14 protein-coding genes are annotated in these 16,512 nt (G+C 65.2%); 6 read left to right on the forward strand and 8 right to left on the reverse strand.

From position 1 onward, the window contains the following. Positions 1-11: 11 nt before the first annotated feature. Positions 12-491 carry a hypothetical protein gene (locus XH91_RS29045; RefSeq protein ID WP_128953774.1) on the reverse strand — a complete coding sequence of 160 codons (480 nt, stop codon included), beginning with the start codon at positions 489-491 and terminating at the stop codon, positions 12-14. 262 nt (positions 492-753) lie between these two features. Next, positions 754-3,090: a Tex family protein gene (locus XH91_RS29050; protein WP_164934025.1), complete on the reverse strand. Its 2,337-nt coding sequence runs from the start codon at positions 3,088-3,090 to the stop codon at positions 754-756. Between the two features lie 584 nt (positions 3,091-3,674). Between XH91_RS29050 and atzD the strand changes: the two genes are divergently transcribed. Together atzD and XH91_RS29065 are read left to right on the forward strand one after the other, a co-directional pair. Continuing rightward, positions 3,675-4,802 carry a cyanuric acid amidohydrolase gene (atzD, locus tag XH91_RS29060; protein ID WP_128953777.1) on the forward strand — a complete coding sequence of 376 codons (1,128 nt, stop codon included), beginning with the start codon at positions 3,675-3,677 and terminating at the stop codon, positions 4,800-4,802. A gap of 111 nt (positions 4,803-4,913) precedes the next feature. After that, entirely contained in the window at positions 4,914-6,389 is a 1,476-nt protein-coding gene (locus tag XH91_RS29065) for an amidase (RefSeq protein ID WP_164934026.1), read from the forward strand. Positions 6,390-6,440: 51 nt separating this feature from the next. Here the strand turns inward: XH91_RS29065 and XH91_RS29070 are convergent, their stop codons facing one another. Both XH91_RS29070 and XH91_RS29075 read right to left on the reverse strand, forming a co-directional pair. Beyond that, positions 6,441-7,232 (reverse strand): hypothetical protein, encoded by a 792-nt coding sequence (locus XH91_RS29070; RefSeq protein ID WP_128953778.1) that lies wholly within the window; start codon positions 7,230-7,232, stop codon positions 6,441-6,443. A gap of 121 nt (positions 7,233-7,353) precedes the next feature. After that, positions 7,354-7,671, reverse strand: a complete 318-nt coding sequence (locus tag XH91_RS29075) for a hypothetical protein (RefSeq protein WP_128953779.1) — start codon at positions 7,669-7,671, stop codon at positions 7,354-7,356. Between the two features lie 130 nt (positions 7,672-7,801). On the opposite strand from XH91_RS29075, the gene XH91_RS29080 reads away from it, so the two are divergent. Beyond that, positions 7,802-8,710 (forward strand): PaaI family thioesterase, encoded by a 909-nt coding sequence (locus XH91_RS29080; RefSeq protein WP_128953780.1) that lies wholly within the window; start codon positions 7,802-7,804, stop codon positions 8,708-8,710. A 79-nt stretch (positions 8,711-8,789) separates the two neighbouring features. Continuing rightward, on the forward strand, positions 8,790-9,155 hold the full coding sequence (locus tag XH91_RS29085; RefSeq protein WP_164934027.1) for a hypothetical protein: 366 nt from the start codon (positions 8,790-8,792) through the stop codon (positions 9,153-9,155). Between the two features lie 68 nt (positions 9,156-9,223). Here XH91_RS29085 and poxB read toward each other — a convergent pair whose 3' ends face one another. From poxB to XH91_RS29100, 3 genes are all read right to left on the reverse strand, one after another. Next, on the reverse strand, positions 9,224-10,960 hold the full coding sequence (poxB, locus tag XH91_RS29090) for a ubiquinone-dependent pyruvate dehydrogenase (protein ID WP_128953781.1): 1,737 nt from the start codon (positions 10,958-10,960) through the stop codon (positions 9,224-9,226). An 80-nt stretch (positions 10,961-11,040) separates the two neighbouring features. After that, on the reverse strand, positions 11,041-11,673 hold the full coding sequence (locus tag XH91_RS29095) for a 2-dehydro-3-deoxy-6-phosphogalactonate aldolase (protein WP_128953782.1): 633 nt from the start codon (positions 11,671-11,673) through the stop codon (positions 11,041-11,043). Between the two features lie 13 nt (positions 11,674-11,686). Further along, the gene (locus XH91_RS29100) at positions 11,687-12,601 is read right to left on the reverse strand and encodes a 2-dehydro-3-deoxygalactonokinase (RefSeq protein WP_128953783.1); all 915 of its coding nucleotides are present in this window, start codon (positions 12,599-12,601) and stop codon (positions 11,687-11,689) included. A 219-nt stretch (positions 12,602-12,820) separates the two neighbouring features. Here XH91_RS29100 and XH91_RS29105 point away from each other — a divergent pair, with 219 nt between their 5' ends. Next, positions 12,821-13,918 carry an LLM class flavin-dependent oxidoreductase gene (locus XH91_RS29105; protein ID WP_128953784.1) on the forward strand — a complete coding sequence of 366 codons (1,098 nt, stop codon included), beginning with the start codon at positions 12,821-12,823 and terminating at the stop codon, positions 13,916-13,918. Between the two features lie 58 nt (positions 13,919-13,976). Beyond that, the gene (locus XH91_RS29110) at positions 13,977-14,546 is read left to right on the forward strand and encodes a flavin reductase family protein (RefSeq protein ID WP_164934028.1); all 570 of its coding nucleotides are present in this window, start codon (positions 13,977-13,979) and stop codon (positions 14,544-14,546) included. A 56-nt stretch (positions 14,547-14,602) separates the two neighbouring features. On the opposite strand, the gene XH91_RS29115 is transcribed toward XH91_RS29110, so the two are convergent. Beyond that, positions 14,603-16,453, reverse strand: a complete 1,851-nt coding sequence (locus tag XH91_RS29115) for a sigma-54-dependent Fis family transcriptional regulator (protein ID WP_164934029.1) — start codon at positions 16,451-16,453, stop codon at positions 14,603-14,605. Positions 16,454-16,512: the final 59 nt, after the last annotated feature.

The following is a 16,512-nucleotide window of genomic DNA, read 5'->3' on the forward strand; positions in this document are numbered from 1 at the left end:
GGCCGGCGATGCTAGTACCAATTGTCCCCGCACACATTGACCCATTGCCACCCGTAGGGCGTCCAGCTCCTGCGCCAACAGCCGTCGTCATAATAATTTGAATAGTAATAGGGCGCGCCGAACACGGCGAAACGGCGGAAATGGTGATGGTGGAAGAAGAAGGCGTGACGGCCGATGAAGGGCCTGCCATGCCAGCCGCCGCCGAAGCGCGGCCCGATCGCCGCATGCGCAAAGCGCGCGCCACCGAGGCCAGGCCCACTGAAGCCAGCTCCGCCGACATGGGCGAAGCCAGCCCCGCCAAAGCCTGGTCCACCGACATGCATGCCGCCGAAGCCGCCGGCGTGCATGCCGCCGCCAGCGAAGTGGCCACCACCACCGAAGCCGCCGTGACCGCCGCCTCCGCCGCCACCGCGGGCCAGCGCCGGTGAAGCCAGCGCCGTCGCTACGGCGATCGCCACTGCAGCGAGGCCTTTGAGAATCCCGTTGTTCATCGACACATCCTCCTTGCAGTGCGGCGATGACCGCGCCGCACAAGGATGCTCAGATGAAAGGAAGCGACAGGCTCCTTCAACTTACAAAGGCGCCAGATTCTGACGCGGGAGTTAGGAATTTGTCACGCTCTCTCCCCGTCATTGCGAGGAGCTCTTGCGACGAAGCAATCCAGAGTCTTTCCGAGGAGATAGTCTGGATTGCTTCGCTGCGCTCGCAATGACGGCCTGGATGGAGTTCGCCTTGAGACGAGCTCCTCCATTCCTACGCCCGTTTGCCGTTGTTCTTCTCCGCAGCCCGGCGCATCGCCTCGGCAAGCGCGCCGCCGCCGCTGGAGGATTCCTGCTTGCGCGGCGCCGATGACGTCATGCGGGCCGGGTTACGCGGAGAATTGTCGCGCTGCATGCCGGGGGCGTCCTTCTTGGCGCCGACCTCGTCGTCGAGGCGCAGCGTCAGCGAGATACGCTTGCGGGCGACCTCGAAGTCCAGCACCTTCACCTTGACGATGTCGCCGGGCTTCACCACCTCGCGCGGATCCTTGATGAAATTCTTCGACATCGCCGAGATGTGCACGAGGCCGTCCTGGTGCACGCCGATGTCGACGAAGGCGCCGAAGGCGGCGACGTTGGTCACGGTGCCCTCGAGGATCATGCCCTTCTGGAGGTGCTTGATCTCCTCGACGCCCTCCTTGAACACCGCGGCCTTGAAGGCCGGACGCGGATCGCGGCCGGGCTTCTCCAATTCCTTCAGGATGTCGGTGACGGTCGGCAGACCAAAAGTCTCGTCGACGAAATCCTTTGGCTTCAGTGTGCGCACGATCTCGCTCGAGCCGATCAGCGTCTTGATGTCGCTCTTGGTCGCCGCGAGGATGCGGCGCACCACCGGATAGGCTTCCGGATGCACGCCCGAGGCATCGAGCGGGTCTTCGCCGCCGAGGATGCGCAAAAAGCCGGCGCACTGCTCGAACGCCTTCGGACCGAGGCGCGGCACGTCCTTCAGCGCCTTGCGCGACTTGAACGGGCCGTTGGCGTCGCGATGCGCGACGATGCTCGAGGCGAGGCCCGAACCGACGCCCGACACGCGAGCGAGCAGCGGCGCAGAGGCGGTGTTGACGTCGACGCCGACCGCGTTCACGCAGTCTTCGACCACGGCATCGAGCGATTTGGCGAGCTTGGCCTGGCCGAGATCGTGCTGGTACTGGCCGACGCCGATCGCCTTGGGCTCGATCTTGACGAGCTCGGCGAGCGGATCCTGCAGCCGGCGGGCGATCGAGACAGCGCCGCGCAAGGTGACGTCGAGGCCGGGCAATTCCTCGGAGGCAAAGGCCGAGGCGGAATAGACCGACGCGCCCGCTTCCGACACCACGATCTTGGACATCTTGAGTTCGGCGAGGCCCTTCACCAGATCGCCCGCGAGCTTGTCGGTTTCGCGCGAGGCGGTGCCGTTGCCGATCGCGATCAGCTCGACACGGTGCTTGATGGCAAGTTTGCCCAGGATCGCGAGCGCCTCGTTCCACTGCCGCTGCGGCTCGTGCGGATAAATCACCGCGGTATCGACGACCTTGCCGGTGGCGTCGGTGACGGCGACCTTGACCCCGGTGCGGTAGCCGGGGTCGAGCCCCATGGTGGCACGGGTGCCGGCGGGGGCGGCCAACAGCAGGTCGCGCAGGTTGGAGGCGAATACGCGTACGGCTTCGGTCTCGGCCGCGTTCCACAGCCGCATGCGCAGATCGATGTTGAGATGCACCTGGATTTTTGTGCGCCAGGCCCAGCGCACCGTGTCGATCAGCCAGCGGTCGCCGGCACGCTTGAGGTCGGCGATGCCGAACCGCTTCATGATCTTCAGCTCATAGGCACCCGGAACGCCGGCGGGCGGCGCTTCCTCGGCCTGGATCTGAAGATCGAGGATCTCTTCCTTCTCGCCGCGGAACATCGCGAGGATGCGATGCGAGGGCAGTTTCGTCAGCGGCTCGGAGAAGTCGAAATAGTCGGCGAATTTCTCGCCCTCGGTTGTCTTGCCATCGCGCACCTTGGAAGCCATGCGCGCATTGGTCCACATCTCCTCGCGCAAGGCCCCGATCAAATCGGCATCTTCATCGAAGCGTTCGACCAGGATGGCGCGGGCGCCATCGAGCGCAGCGACGGCATCTCCAACACCCTTCTCGGCGTTGATGAAGGCTTCGGCGACGATCTTGGGATCGTTGCCGGGCTCGGCCATCAGCTTGACGGCGAGCGGCTCGAGGCCGGCTTCCTTGGCGATCTCCGCCTTGGTGCGGCGCTTCGGCTTGAACGGCAGATAGATGTCTTCCAGGCGCGCCTTGCTGTCGGCCGCCATGATCGAGGCTTCCAGCGCGGCATCGAGCTTGCCCTGCTCGCGGACCGATTCGAGGATGGCCTTGCGGCGGTCTTCGAGCTCGCGGAGGTAAACCAGGCGCTCCTCCAGGGTGCGCAATTGCGCGTCGTCGAGCGCACCGGTCGCTTCCTTGCGGTAGCGCGCGATGAAGGGAACCGTGGCGCCACCGTCAAGCAGCGTCACCGCCGCCTCGACCTGCTCCGCACGAACCCCAAGCTCCTGCGCAATTTTCTGGTTGATATTTGCCACGCGAGATTTCCTCTCTATTCCCAAGCACGCGACGCAAACCGAAATCCGGCCGCGGGACGCCGCTTATGGACCAACCAAGGTTGATTCATCAAGGTGCGGGGCGCAACCGTCGACAGAGGATTTTTTTGTCGAACCGATGCGATCCCGCCACAATCGTGGGGATGGCGCGGGCTATTGGCGCTCGCGTCCCGGACGCGCAGTCATTCCCCGCGAAGGCGGGGAATCCAGTACGCCGTGGCTTCTCGGCTCAGTCATTGCTGTCTCGGACTACTGGATCGCCCGGTCAAGCCGGGCGATGACAGCGAGTGTGTAGACGTAGGCACGCCTTCGCATCCGACAAATCCGAATTTCGGTAAAGTGGAATATTTTTGACTGGTGGGATTGACAGGAAGGCGAAACAGGGGCGACGGAAGCTCTGCTCTCCGGCGTCATTCCGGAGCGCGCCGCTTGGCGCGAGCCCGGAATGATGATCAGGGCTTGCTGTCCCTGATATTGCTTCGCGCCATCCAGGCTACAGCCTTGACATCCGCCCCACTTCCACGGCTGGTTGGCGCGCCGGACCACCGAACTCCATAGGACTATGCATGCGCACCACGTCGGTCGGCGTTTTCAAGATCGCCACCAAGGGCCCCGGCGATGTCTCCGGACTAATGCGGCTCATCGAGCAAGGCGCGATCGATCCGGCAGCCATTCTCGCCATCCTCGGCAAGACCGAGGGCAATGGCGGCGTCAACGATTTCACCCGGGAATATGCCGTCGCGGCGCTGTGCGCGGCGCTGGCGCCGAAGCTCGGCCTGATGCCCGAAGAGGTCGAGCAGCGCATTGCCTTCGTGATGTCCGGCGGGACCGAGGGCGTGCTCAGCCCGCACATCACGGTATTCACGCGGCGGCAGGTTGAGGCCCCGCCGGCGGGCATCTCGGGCAAGCGCCTGAGCATCGGCATGGCGCAGACGCGGGATCTTCTCCCCGAGGAGCTCGGCCGCTCCGCCCAGATCACCGAGACCGCCAAAGCGGTGAAGGCCGCGATGGACGATGCCGGCATCACTGATACCGCCGACGTTCATTTCGTCCAGATCAAATGCCCGCTGCTCACCAGCGAGCGCGTCGAGGCGGCCGCCGCCCGCGGCCACAAGACCGCGACGATCAGCGCTTACAGTTCGATGGCCTATTCGCGCGGCGCCTCGGCGCTCGGGGTTGCGCTCGCGCTTGGCGAAATTGCCGCTGACGTCCGCGATGAGGACGTGCTGCGGCGTTACGATCTGTTCTCGAAGGTCGCTTCGACCTCGTCCGGAATCGAGCTGATGCACAACGTCGTTATCGTGCTCGGCAATTCGCAAAGCTCCGCCAGTGAATTCGAGATCGGGCACGCCGTGATGAACGACGCCATCGACGCTTCCGCCGTGACCGAGGCACTGAACAGCGTCGGACTTAGCCTCGGACTTGGCCTCGGACTTGGCGCGCAGGCGAAAGCCGGCCGCGAGCTTGTCAACGTGTTCGCCAAGGCCGAGGCTTCGCCTGACGGCACCGTGCGCGGCCTCCGCCACACCATGCTCGAGGACACCGACATCAGCTCGACACGCCACGCCCGCGCGGCCGTCGGCGGCCTGATCGGCGGCCTTGCCGGCACCGGCGCGGTGTACGTCTCCGGCGGCGCCGAGCACCAGGGACCTGCCGGCGGCGGCCCGGTTGCGGTGATCGCACGCTTGTCCTAAAGAGCGCGACCTCTCCGCCCGGCGCAACCCTGCCCCTCGCGCCGGCTCAGTTGATTCAGGCGGGCCCTTGCGAAAAAGGTGGCGCCGCCATTCACGAGGATTTTGACGTCGATGACTTTGCCGATGAGCTGGAACGAATGGGCGCAGCACGATGGCGTCGGCCTGGCGGGACGCGTCCGCAAGGGCGAGCTGACGGCAAAGGAACTGGCACGTCAGGCCGCCGCCGCCGTGGCCAAGGTCAATCCGACGCTGTCGGGCGTGGTCGAGCTGTTCGATGACGTGATCGCCGATCCCGCCAAGGACGGTGCCAATCTCGCAGGTCCCTTTGCCGGCCTGCCCTTCCTGATGAAGGATCTGGGCCCGACCATGAAGGGCCGGCTGCAGGAGATGGGCTCGCTGTTGATGCGCGGCAATCGCGCCGCGGCGGACACCTTCCTGACAAGCAAATTCCGCCAGGCAGGACTCAACCTGATCGGGCGCACCACCACGCCGGAATTCGGCGTGTGCTCTTCGGCCGACAATCCCGCCGTTTATGTCACCCGCAACCCCTGGAATACCGATTACACCACCTGCGGCTCGTCGGCGGGCAGCGCCGCGATGGTCGCGGCCGGCGTGGTGCCGATTGCACACGCGACCGACGGCGGCGGCTCGATCCGCATTCCCGCCGGCGTCAACGGCAATATTGGCCTGAAAGTCTCGCGCGGCGTGTTCTCGCTGGCGCCGCATATGTCCGACCTCACCGGTCTCGTCTCGATCCAGGGCTGCCAATCGCGCTCGGTGCGCGACACCGCGGCCTTCGTCGATCATGCCCGCGGGCCGGCGTCCGGCGAGTTCATGCCATTCTGGACCACGGCGCAGCCTTACAGCGAAATGATCAAGCGCGATCCGTCCAAGCTGCGCATCGCGTTGTCGCACAGCTGGGGCGACTACACGGCGACACCCGAGATCAAGGCCGAGCTGGAAAAGACCGGCCGTTTCCTCGAAGGCCTCGGCCATCACGTCGACTACGCGCTGCCCGAGCTCGATTTCCGCGCTGCCTTCGCGGCGCAGACCACCTGCTACATTTCGAACTTTTCGGTGGTGATCTCCAACATGCTGGCCGCGCGCGGGCTGGAGCGGCCACCGGAAGATCTGATCGAGCCGATGAACATCCGGATCTGGGAAGCCGGGCTCCACACCAGCTTTGCCGACCGGGCCAAGATGCAGGCCGTGTTCAATACGACCTCACGCAGCTTCGGCAGCTTCTTCGAGCAGTGGGACGTGATCCTGACGCCGATCACGGCGCTGCCGACGCCGAAGGTCGGCACCAGGAAATATCTCACCCTCTCCGACAACCCCGACGTGATCGACTGGTTCGACAATCTCTGGCGCTTCTTCGCCTTCACGCCGCTCGGCAACCTCTGCGGCATGCCGGCGATCTCGCTGCCGCTGGCGAACCAGGATCACGGCCTGCCGCTCGGCATCCAGGCGATCGCCAAGCAGGCCAATGACGGCCTGCTGCTGCAATTCGCCGCCCAGATCGAGCGCGCGCTGGAGGGCAAGTGGAACGGCGGCCGGAAGCCGAAGGTGCATGTGAGCAACGCCTGAGCTGCCGCATGTCCTCACGCCTCCGATACGGAGCAGCCGGAGCGATGGATATCAGGGATTGCCGACAATGAGCTTGCGCACCGGGCTCGGATTGATGAACGGACTTCCAAACTGGTAGAACTGCTCCCCAGGCGTCAAAAGCTGATAGAGCAGATAGACGTCGTTTCCCTGTTGCTTGCTGGCGGTGAGTGCGAAGATTGTCAGAGGGGACGAGGCGATCAGCCTCAACTGGTCGGCCGGATCGGCGATAACGTGGAAGCTCACCTTTTCGCCGAACTTGGCCACGTAACCGTCCGGCGGGTAGACCACTTTCGCCTGCCGCACGATACTCCGTACCTTCGGCAATTCTTGAGCAAGGCTCTGCCTCTGAAACACGGATAGAAAAGCCGCGCTTTGGGGATCGGGGGCGGCCCACTGGTCCAGCAGAAGCAGAAATGCCGCCGACGCCCCTGAAGAGACGCTCCTGTTGCGAGATATGGTACTGCATAATGCGAAATCCAACCATGGGTCCACCAATTGGACTCCCTGGGTTGAGAAATTCGTGCAGAGCGTCACCGAGGTGATGCCCCCGTTTCCGGGAAAGTCCACCTTCTCCTTCGCGCGCTCGCCGTCCCAAGTCCCTTCAATCGAGTAGGGCTGGTTTGAAACCCACGTCTTGCCGCCGAACTCGCATTGCCCCTTGAAGCGGTAAATGTGGGTGCCGCCCTTGAACTCGTGCCCCGTCAAATATCCCGGATGGCAACTGACCCAAAGATTCCCGTGGGGGTCGAAGGAAGCTGCTCGTCCCGACGTAGCAGCAAACATCCACATCAGGGCGGCCGCAGCAGCGATTGCGATACGCATGGGCGTGCTCCAGGAAAGGAGTATCCTTTCAGGTAACGCTGGCGTGCCCCATCGTCATTGATCTGGCTCAACGTGCCGCTGCATCTTGATACAAAGCAACCTCGGCCGGCCAATTGTGATCTCAGTTCTTCACCGCCGGAATCGCCTCCTCCGGCTGCTGCTGGCCGAGCTTGAGCATCGCCAGCGCCTTGTCGAGCGCTTCGCGCAAGGCGAGCGCCGCGGCCGGGCTGCAGCGCAAATGCGCGGTCTGGACCACGTCGACCCTGACGGCGGCCCCGATGGGCATCAGCAGGTTTGCGGCCAACTCGATCTGGATCGCGCCGTTGTGATGGCCGAAGCAGGACGCGCCGTCGAAATAAATGATCGGCGCGCGCTCCGAGCTCGAGGTGGAAATGGTGACGGGCCCCTGGTTGGCGGCAGGCGTTTCGGGATCGGCCATGGGGTACTCCTCGCGGGCAGGGAACGGACGCCCACCATCGTTGCTTCAGCGGGCTGTGTCGAGGCCAAACCTGCCGTGCAGCGGCGCATGCGGGGTTTTGCGCAGGCCCCGACTGGTCTAGAACATCTCCATGCCCACGTCATCGATCACGCTTCCGTTCGAGGAACTCGCCGAGGCCGTCAAGGGCCGCCGTTCCGATTACGGCCATATCAGCGGGCTCCAGCTCGACCGGTTCGCACCGGGCGAAGCCTGGTCGAGCCTGCCCTACCGCCCCGTCTTCGTCGGCGACACCGAGACCGGCGTGCTGCATGGCGGCGTCGTCACCGCAATGCTGGACGAGAGCTGCGGCATGGCGGTGCAGCTGGCGCTCGACGGCACGAGCGCGATCGCAACGCTCGATCTGCGCATCGACTACCAGAAGCCGGCAACGCCCGGCCTTGCCATCAAGGCGCATTCGGTCTGCTACCGCACCACGCGCTCGATCGCCTTCGTGCGCTCCACCGCCTATCAGGAGTCCGAGGACGACCCGGTGGCGACGGCCACCGGCTGCTTCATGATCGGCGCCAACCGCACCAACATGCTGGCGGACCGGCGGATGGATTCGCGCAGCATTCCGACGCTGGAAGCAGCTGATGATCCGGACGGGCCGTTCGCCAACAGCCCGTTCGCACGCGCTCTCGGCATTCGCGTCAACGACGACGGTACGCTGACGATGCCGTTCTCGCCAAGGATCATCGGCAATCCGATCCTGCCCGCGATCCATGGCGGCATGACCGGCGCCTTCCTCGAGACCACGGCGATTTTCGGCGTGCGGCGCGAGCTCGGCATCGCGGCGCTGCCGAAGCCGATCGGGCTCACCGTCAACTACCTGCGCTCCGGCCGGGCATTGGACACGATGGCCAACGTCTCGATCGTGAAACAGGGACGGCGTATCGTCGCCTTCGAGGCGTGGGCCTGGCAGGACGATGCGGCCAAGCCGATTGCGTCTGCCTTCGGCCATTTCATGCTGCGGCCGACGCCCGGAGGCGACGAGGAATAGGCGTATTTGACTTGACGGAACGGGCTTGACGTCGAAGGTTTGGGCTCCACCATCGCGCATTTCATCGAGAGGTATTTGCTTGCGGCATCCGATCGACATCATCGCCATGTTTGCCGCCATCTGGCTGCTCGCTTCGATGGTGCTCGACGCGCTGACGCCGAAGGAGCTGACGGCGGTCATGATCGCGATCGCGATCGCGCCGGCAATCGTCATCACCGCCGTGTTTTACTATCTGCGCTGCCCGCGCACGGATTTCGCGGTGATGTTCGCAGGATTGTGGCTGATATCGGACATTGCGATCGCCTTCATCTCGCCTAAGGAGCTGCCGCTCTGGCTTCTGCTGCTCGGCTTCGTGCCGGCGGCGCTGATCGGCATCGTATTGCACTGGCGGCGCTTCCAGCGCCGCGATGAGCAGCTCCCCGCACCATCGGTGAAGCGCGGCTAATTCACCTCTCCCCGACGAGGAGAGGTGAACTGAGCGTTTGGCTCGCACCATATCAAGATCAATGCGCATCAGCGCGCCAGCAAGTTCGTCTTCGCGAGGTCGATGACCTCGTCGCCACGGCCGCTCATCACCGCGCGCAGCACCCAGAGGCTAAAACCCTTGACCTGCTCGGCCGTGATGGTCGGCGGCATCGAGAGCTCCTGCTTGGCGGTGACGACGTCGAGCAGCGCCGGGCCGTTGTGGGCCAGCATCTCCTTCATCGCGCCTGGGAGCTCGCCGGGGTCCTCGATGCGCCTCGCAAAAATGCCCATCGCGCGCGCCATCGCGGCGAAGTCGGGATTCGCCAGATCGACATTGGTGTCGACGAAGCCTGCGGCCTTCATCTCCAGCGCGACGAAGCCGAGCACACCGTTGTTGAAGACGACGATTTTTACCGGCAGCTTCATCTGCGTCAGCGTGATCAGATCACCCATCAGCATGGTGAAGCCGCCGTCGCCGGAGAGCGAGATCACCTGACGGCCGGGCTGGGACGCCTGCGCGCCGATCGCCTGCGGCATCGCGTTGGCCATCGAGCCGTGCACGAAGGAGCCGATCAGCCGGCGGCGGCCGTTCATCTGGAGATAGCGCGCGGCCCAGATCGTGGGCGTGCCGACGTCGGCGGTGAAGACGGCATCGTCGGAAGCGTGCTCGCTGATCATTTTTGCGAGGTATTGCGGATGGATCGGCTTGGCTCCGGGCGTGCCCTTGGCGAGGGAGTCGAGGCCCTCGCGCGCCGTCCTGTAATGCGCGACGGCATCGTCGAGATGCCTGCGCTGCGTCTTGGTCTCGAGCAGCGGCAGCAGCGCCTCGATGGTGAGCTTGACGTCGCCGACGAGGCCGAGATCGATCTTGGCACGCCGGCCAAGATTTTCGGGGCGGATGTCGATCTGCACGATCTTCGCATCCGTGGGGAAGAACTGCTTGTAGGGAAAGTCGGTGCCGAGCATCACCAGCGCGTCGCAGGCGTGCATGGCGGCGTAGCCCGAGGAAAAGCCGATGAAGCCGGTCATGCCGACATCGTAAGGATTGTCGTACTCGACATGCTCCTTGCCGCCGAGCGCGTGCACGATCGGGCTCTTCAGGGTTTCCGCGAGTTGCATCAGCGGCGCATGCGCGCCGGCACAGCCGCGGCCGCAGAACAGGGTGATGCGCTCCGCGCCGTTGAGGAGACCGGCGAGCGCCGTCAGCTCATCGGCTTGAGGGACGACCTTCGGTGCGGCGAGCGACAGGCCCCGATTGGTCGACAGCGCGCGCTTCGGGGGCGAGCGGAACGCGACATCGCCGGGCATGGCAACGACGGCAACGCCGCGCAGGCCCACCGCGGCGCGAATGGCGTTCTCCAGCACGAAGGGCAGCTGGCTCGGATCCGAGATCAGCTCGCAATAATGGCTGCATTCGCGAAACAGGTTTTGCGGATGGGTTTCCTGGAAATAGCCGCCGCCGATCTCGGCCGAGGGGATTTGCGCCGCGATCGCCAGCACCGGCACACGGCTGCGATGCGCATCGAACAGGCCGTTGATCAGATGCAGATTGCCGGGGCCGCAGGAGCCCGCGCAGACCGCGAGGCTGCCGGTCATCTCGGCTTCGCCGGCGGCCGCGAACGCCGCGACCTCTTCGTGGCGGACGTGGATCCACTCGATGGTGCCGCGGCGACGCAGCGCCTCGGTGAGACCGTTCAGGCTGTCGCCGACAATGCCATAGATGCGCTTGACGCCGGCGTGTTCGAGCGTTGCCACGAACAGATCGGCTATGTTGTTGATCGCCATGTCGGTCTCCTGATCTTGCAAGTCACGCAAGATAGGACACCACACGACAGCGACGGCATCACGGCTTGTTTATTGCTCGATCAGTCTTTCGCAATCGCCCGATCGTAGGCGTCGATCGTCGCCCTGGCGCGCGCGGCGACGTCGGCGGCCGACATGCCGGGCTTGTAGAGGCTGGAGCCGAGGCCGAAGGCGGTGACGCCGCCCTTGATGTACTCGGCAAAATTCTGGTCGGAAACGCCGCCGACGGCGGCGATCATCGCGCCTGCGGGAAGCACCGCGCGGATCGCGGCGATGCCGGAGGCACCGAGCACGCTCGCCGGAAAGAACTTCAGGCCGGATGCGCCGGAGCGCGCCGCGAGCAGCGCTTCGGTCGGCGAGAACACGCCGGGCAGCGTGATCATGGCGTACTGATGTGCACGCGCGAGCACCTGCGTATCCACATTCGGCGACACCATCAGCTTGCCACCGACGTCGTTGAGGCGATCGACGTCTGAGGTGGCCAACACGGTGCCAGCCCCGATCAGCACGCTTGATGGCGCGAGCTTCGCCGCAAGACCGATCGAGCGGAACGGATCCGGCGAGTTCAGCGGGATCTCGATCGCGGTCATGCCGGCGTCGATCAGCACGCCGACGATGGCCTCGGTCTCCTCGGGCTTGACGCCGCGCAGGATCGCGACCAGGGGCCGCTTCATCGACGGAAAGGGAACGCTCATCTCAAAGATCCTTCTACTTCGTCCAGATCGCGGCAGCCGCCATCGACAGGCCGCGACGCACCGCTTCATCGGCATCGATCGGGTTCACATCGACCGATAGCGCATCGAAAGCCTGCCGGTACAGGGCTGCGAGCCGTCCCGACGCAATCAGCGAGATGCCGGTCTTCGGCACGCTGCCGGAAAGGCCTGCCGCGAGCTCGGCGCCGATCAACGTACCGGACAATGTCTCGCGCGCCGCAGCCGGCGTGCCGCCGAACAGCAGCTGCCGCGACCGCGCGGTGAACAGGAGGTTGGCCGCGAAAGCCGGCGCCTCGAACGCGGCTTTCACCGCCGTCTTGAAGGTCGCGACATCCTCGGCCTGATCGGCCCCGGCAACTGCGAGCGACAGGATAGTCTCGCGCGAAACGACGCTGAACAGCTCGCCGGTCATGAATGTCGAGAAATGCGCGACCGTGCCGTCCTTCACCCGCACCCATTTGGAATGGGTGCCGGGCATGCAGACCAGCGCCTCACCTGCGGCCTCGAGCCCGAGCGCGCCGAGCAATTGCGTCTCCTCGCCGCGCATCACATCAGGCGCCTTTGTGTCGCGCTGCGCGATGCCGGGCAGGATGCGGATGTCCCGCCCCTCGCCGGGCACGCGCGCGGCCTGTTTCAGGATCGCGGACAGCGGCGCCGGCGTATCGACATAGCCGGCCTCGACCCAGCCGGTCTTGGCCCCGGCCATGCCGCAGACCAGGACCGGCAGATGATCGGGCGCCGGAACCGCGGCAAGGTGCGATTGCAGCACGCCGGAGAAACCGGCCTTGGCCGCCGCCAGCATGCCCTCGTCGCTGCGGCGCTCGGCCAGCACCTGGCCGGCGCGATCGACCAGCCAGAGCCGGAAACTGCTGGTGCCCCAGTCCACCGCGACATAAGCGGGTTCGGTCATTTCGAATCGTATCCTCGTCTCACGCCTGAGACGCCGTCTCGCGACAATGAGACGGGCGTTCAGACAATCTGCTCCGGGATATCGGCAATTGCCGCTCTAAACCAGCGTTTTCTCGCGGGGTCCGCGCGCCCGGCGCGCTGGCACACCGCTTGCTGAAGCTGTTCCTGTTCAAGCCAGCGAACGCGCAGCAAGACGCGTCAACATCAGATGAGGAAACCCATGGAGATCGGCTATTTCACGATGCCTTCGCATCCGCCGGAGTGCGGCCTGAAGGAAGGACATGACTGGGACCTGCAGGTCCTGCGCTGGCTCGACGAGCTCGGCTATCAGGAGGCCTGGATCGGCGAGCACCACACCGCGCCGTGGGAACCCAATCCCACGCCGGACCTCTTGATCGCTCAGGCCCTGCTGCAGACCAAGCGGTTGCGCATCGGACCGGGCGGCTTCCTGCTGCCCTATCACCATCCGGCCGAGCTCGCCAACCGCGTCGCGATGCTCGACCATCTCTCCGAGGGCCGGCTCAATTTCGGCGTGGCGGCCTCGGGCCTGCCGAGCGACTGGGCGATGTTCAACGTCGACGGCATGAGCGGACAGAACCGCGACATGACCCGCGAGGCGCTGGAGATCATCCTCAGGCTCTGGACCGAGCCCGCGCCGTTCACCCACAAAGGAAAATTCTGGACGGTGACCAAGCCGGACACGATGTTCGACTTCCTCAAGCCGCACATCAAGCCGCTGCAGGCGCCGCATCCGCCGATCGGCGTTGCGGGTCTGTCGAAGAACTCGGACACGCTGAAGCTCGCGGGCGAACGCGGTTTCATTCCGATGAGCCTCAACCTCAACCCGGCCTACGTCTCCAGCCATTGGGATTCGGTCGTAACAGGGGCCGCGAAAACCGGCCGCAAGCCGAACCGGCAGGACTGGCGGCTGGTGCGCGAGGTGTTCGTGGCCGACACGGATGAGGAAGCCTGGAAGCTCTCGACCGGCGACATGATGGGCCGGATGATGAGCGAATACTTCCTGCCGCTGCTCGGCCATTTCGGCTTCAAGGATTATCTGAAGCACGCCCCTGACGTTCCCGACAGCGACGTCACGGTCGAATATTGCGCCAAGCGGAACTGGATCGTCGGCTCGCCATCGACGGTCGCCGAGAAGATCGAAAAGATCTACGACGAGGTCGGCGGCTTCGGCGTGCTCTGCGTGTTCGGCTTCGACTACAAGCACAAGCCGGAGGCCTGGCACCGCTCGCTCGCGCTGCTGAAGAACGAGGTGATGCCGCGCCTGAAGCACCTCGGCTCCGCGAAGAAGGCGGCTTGACGCATCGCGGGTGCGGCGCGAACCTGCCGCACCCGCTTTTGTTTTCGGAGATTTCCGCGTGAGCGTCGACGCCAAACCTCTCGACCCAAAGGACTTCAAGCAAGCGATGCGCCAGTGCGCCGGCGCGGTTGCACTGGTCACAGTTGGTGCCGAGCACGGCAAGCGCACCGGGCTGACGGTGACGTCGGCCACTTCGCTCTCGGACAATCCGCCGTCGCTGATCGTCTGCGTGAACCGCAACGCCAGTGCCCATGCGCGCATCCGCGAGGAAGGCGCGTTTGCGATCAACTTCCTGCACGAGGATCACGCCCTGCTGGCGCTGACCTTCAGCGGCCAGAAGGGCGTCAACGGCGACGATCGTTTCGCATTCGGCCATTGGGCGCGCGGCGAGACGGGCGCACCCGTCCTGACGGACGCGATCGCGGCGTTCGACTGCGTGCTGGCGCAGGAGTTCGAGACCAGGACGCATTCGATCTTCGTCGGCGAGGTGCGCGGTGCGACGCATTCGGCCACGGCCGCGCCGCTGGTGTATTTGCGCAGCAGTTTCCACACGCCGCAGGAAATCCGCGAGACCGTTTCGGTCGGCGACCTCGACTCGCGGCATTTGAGTTGGACGGATTTTTCGTGAGACACAGTACGCCGCTCTTCCCTTCTCCCCTTGTGGGAGAGGGAAAGAAGCAAGCGCTACTGCCCTGTCTCGATCTTCAGCTGCTTGATCTTCCGATACAGCGTCGCGCGGCTGAGTTTTAACGCACGCGCTGCTTCCGTCACCCGGCCGCCGTGCTTGCGGAGCGCCGCGATGATGGTGGCGCGCTCGGCCGCTTCGAGATCGGTCTCCACAGCTTTCCCGCCGAACGGCGGCAGATCGAGGTCGGCGTCCATGATGATGCCATCCTCCGCCGTGCAGCCGGCGAGGCGCAGCACGTGGCGGAGCTGGCGCATGTTGCCGGGGTAGGGATAGGCCGAGAGCATCGCCCAGGCTTCGGCCGAGAGGCGGCAGTTCGGCGCTTCCTCGCGCGCGATCTGGCGAATGATGTCATCCCGGTCGGCGCGCTCGCGCAAGGCCGGCAGCCGCACCTCCATGCCGCGCAGGCGGAAATAGAGGTCGGCGCGGAAGGCGCCCTGCTCCGCCATGCGGCCGAGGTCGCGATGGGTGGCGCTGATGAGGCGGATGTCGACCGGCACCGGTTTGAGCGCGCCGAGCGGCCAGACCTCGCGATTCTCCAGCACGCGCAAGAGGCGCGTCTGCAGTGCGATCGGCATGTCGCCGATCTCGTCGAGGAACAACGTGCCGCCATCGGCCTGCGCGATCAGGCCCTTCGAACCGTCGCGCCGCGCGCCGGTGAAGGCGCCGGCCTCGTAGCCGAACAGCTCCGCATCGATCAGGCTCTCCGGCATCGCCGCGCAGTTCAGTGCAACGTAATTGTTGCGCGCGCGGTTGCTGGCGGCATGAATGGCGCGCGCGAACACGTCCTTGCCGACGCCAGTCTCGCCATGCAACAGAACCGGCAGATTGTGCTCGCCGATGCTCCGGAGACGCTGCACGCTCTTGACCAGGTCAGGATCGCCGCCCGCAAGCCGATGCAACGCGTCGAAGCGATCGACGGGCACATCCCGGCGCAGTGCGGAGGATCTCGCGCGCAGCGGCGGGACGACATGGCTCTGACCGAGCGCACGGCCATCGGCACGGCGCAGCTCGACGAGCTCATCCACGCCGCGTGCATGGTCGAGCTTGATGTAGCGCGACAGATCGATGCCCGAGGCGATCAGGCCATCGGTGAGGCCGAGCAAGGCGCGCGCTGCGCGGCAGGCACCGACGATGCGGCGATCGTCGTCATAGGCGAGCAGGCCGCTGCCGCCATCGCCCGGCACCGTCGCGATCCAGGCGTTGCGGAAATGCTCGCGGAAGATCGCGCCTTCCATCCGCCGCGTCGCCTCCATCGTCACTGCGAGCGCAAGCTGATGCGCGGCGCGTTCGAGGTCCTCGCGGCAGGAGGTGATGTTGACAGCGCCGGCGAGACGTCCGGCCTGATCGAACAGCGGCGCGACGGCGCAGGAGAACATGTGCCATTGCGCGCGAAAGTGTTCGTCGCGATGCACCAGGATCGGCTTCCGCTCGGCGAGGCAGGTCCCGAGACCGTTGGTGCCCTCGAACGTCTCCGCGAAGTTCGAGCCCGTATAGATCTTCCAGTCCATGAACATCCGCGCGTCGGCTTCGCCCGGCAGACGGCTGAACAGCATGGTCGCGTTGGCATCGGCCAGATTGACGCAATAGCCGGCGTCGCGCAGCACGCGGGCAAGGTCGTCGAGCTCAGGCGTCAGCAGCCGGATGGTCTCCTCCATCGGCTCGGCGACGTGGCGGATCTCGGCCTCGGTGAGCGTTTGCGGCGGGCCTTGCCGTGCGGGATCGAGCTTGTGGCTGATCAGGCAGCGCCGCCAGGAGTTTTCGATGCGCGAGGAGGCATCGACGTCGGCCACATGATTGGCCACGGACAAGACACGGGCGACATGGTTCGAGGCCGAAAGGCTGGCCATCGCGGACGTCTCCACCCTGTATTATTGTGCAAAGTCTGGCACCACGGGCGGGGATGTCA

Source organism: Bradyrhizobium guangzhouense, from assembly GCF_004114955.1.
GTDB classification, from domain to species: domain Bacteria; phylum Pseudomonadota; class Alphaproteobacteria; order Rhizobiales; family Xanthobacteraceae; genus Bradyrhizobium; species Bradyrhizobium guangzhouense.

Bases quoted from the DNA above. Each gene is read 5' to 3' on its own strand.
- XH91_RS29045 (WP_128953774.1), bottom strand. From the start codon at position 491: ATGAACAACGGGATTCTCAAAGGCCTCGCTGCAGTGGCGATCGCCGTA.
- atzD (WP_128953777.1), top strand. From the start codon at position 3,675: ATGCGCACCACGTCGGTCGGCGTTTTCAAGATCGCCACCAAGGGCCCC.
- XH91_RS29065 (WP_164934026.1), top strand. From the start codon at position 4,914: ATGACTTTGCCGATGAGCTGGAACGAATGGGCGCAGCACGATGGCGTC.
- XH91_RS29070 (WP_128953778.1), bottom strand. From the start codon at position 7,232: ATGCGTATCGCAATCGCTGCTGCGGCCGCCCTGATGTGGATGTTTGCT.
- XH91_RS29075 (WP_128953779.1), bottom strand. From the start codon at position 7,671: ATGGCCGATCCCGAAACGCCTGCCGCCAACCAGGGGCCCGTCACCATT.
- XH91_RS29080 (WP_128953780.1), top strand. From the start codon at position 7,802: ATGCCCACGTCATCGATCACGCTTCCGTTCGAGGAACTCGCCGAGGCC.
- poxB (WP_128953781.1), bottom strand. From the start codon at position 10,960: ATGGCGATCAACAACATAGCCGATCTGTTCGTGGCAACGCTCGAACAC.
- XH91_RS29095 (WP_128953782.1), bottom strand. From the start codon at position 11,673: ATGAGCGTTCCCTTTCCGTCGATGAAGCGGCCCCTGGTCGCGATCCTG.
- XH91_RS29100 (WP_128953783.1), bottom strand. From the start codon at position 12,601: ATGACCGAACCCGCTTATGTCGCGGTGGACTGGGGCACCAGCAGTTTC.
- XH91_RS29105 (WP_128953784.1), top strand. From the start codon at position 12,821: ATGGAGATCGGCTATTTCACGATGCCTTCGCATCCGCCGGAGTGCGGC.
- XH91_RS29115 (WP_164934029.1), bottom strand. From the start codon at position 16,453: ATGGCCAGCCTTTCGGCCTCGAACCATGTCGCCCGTGTCTTGTCCGTG.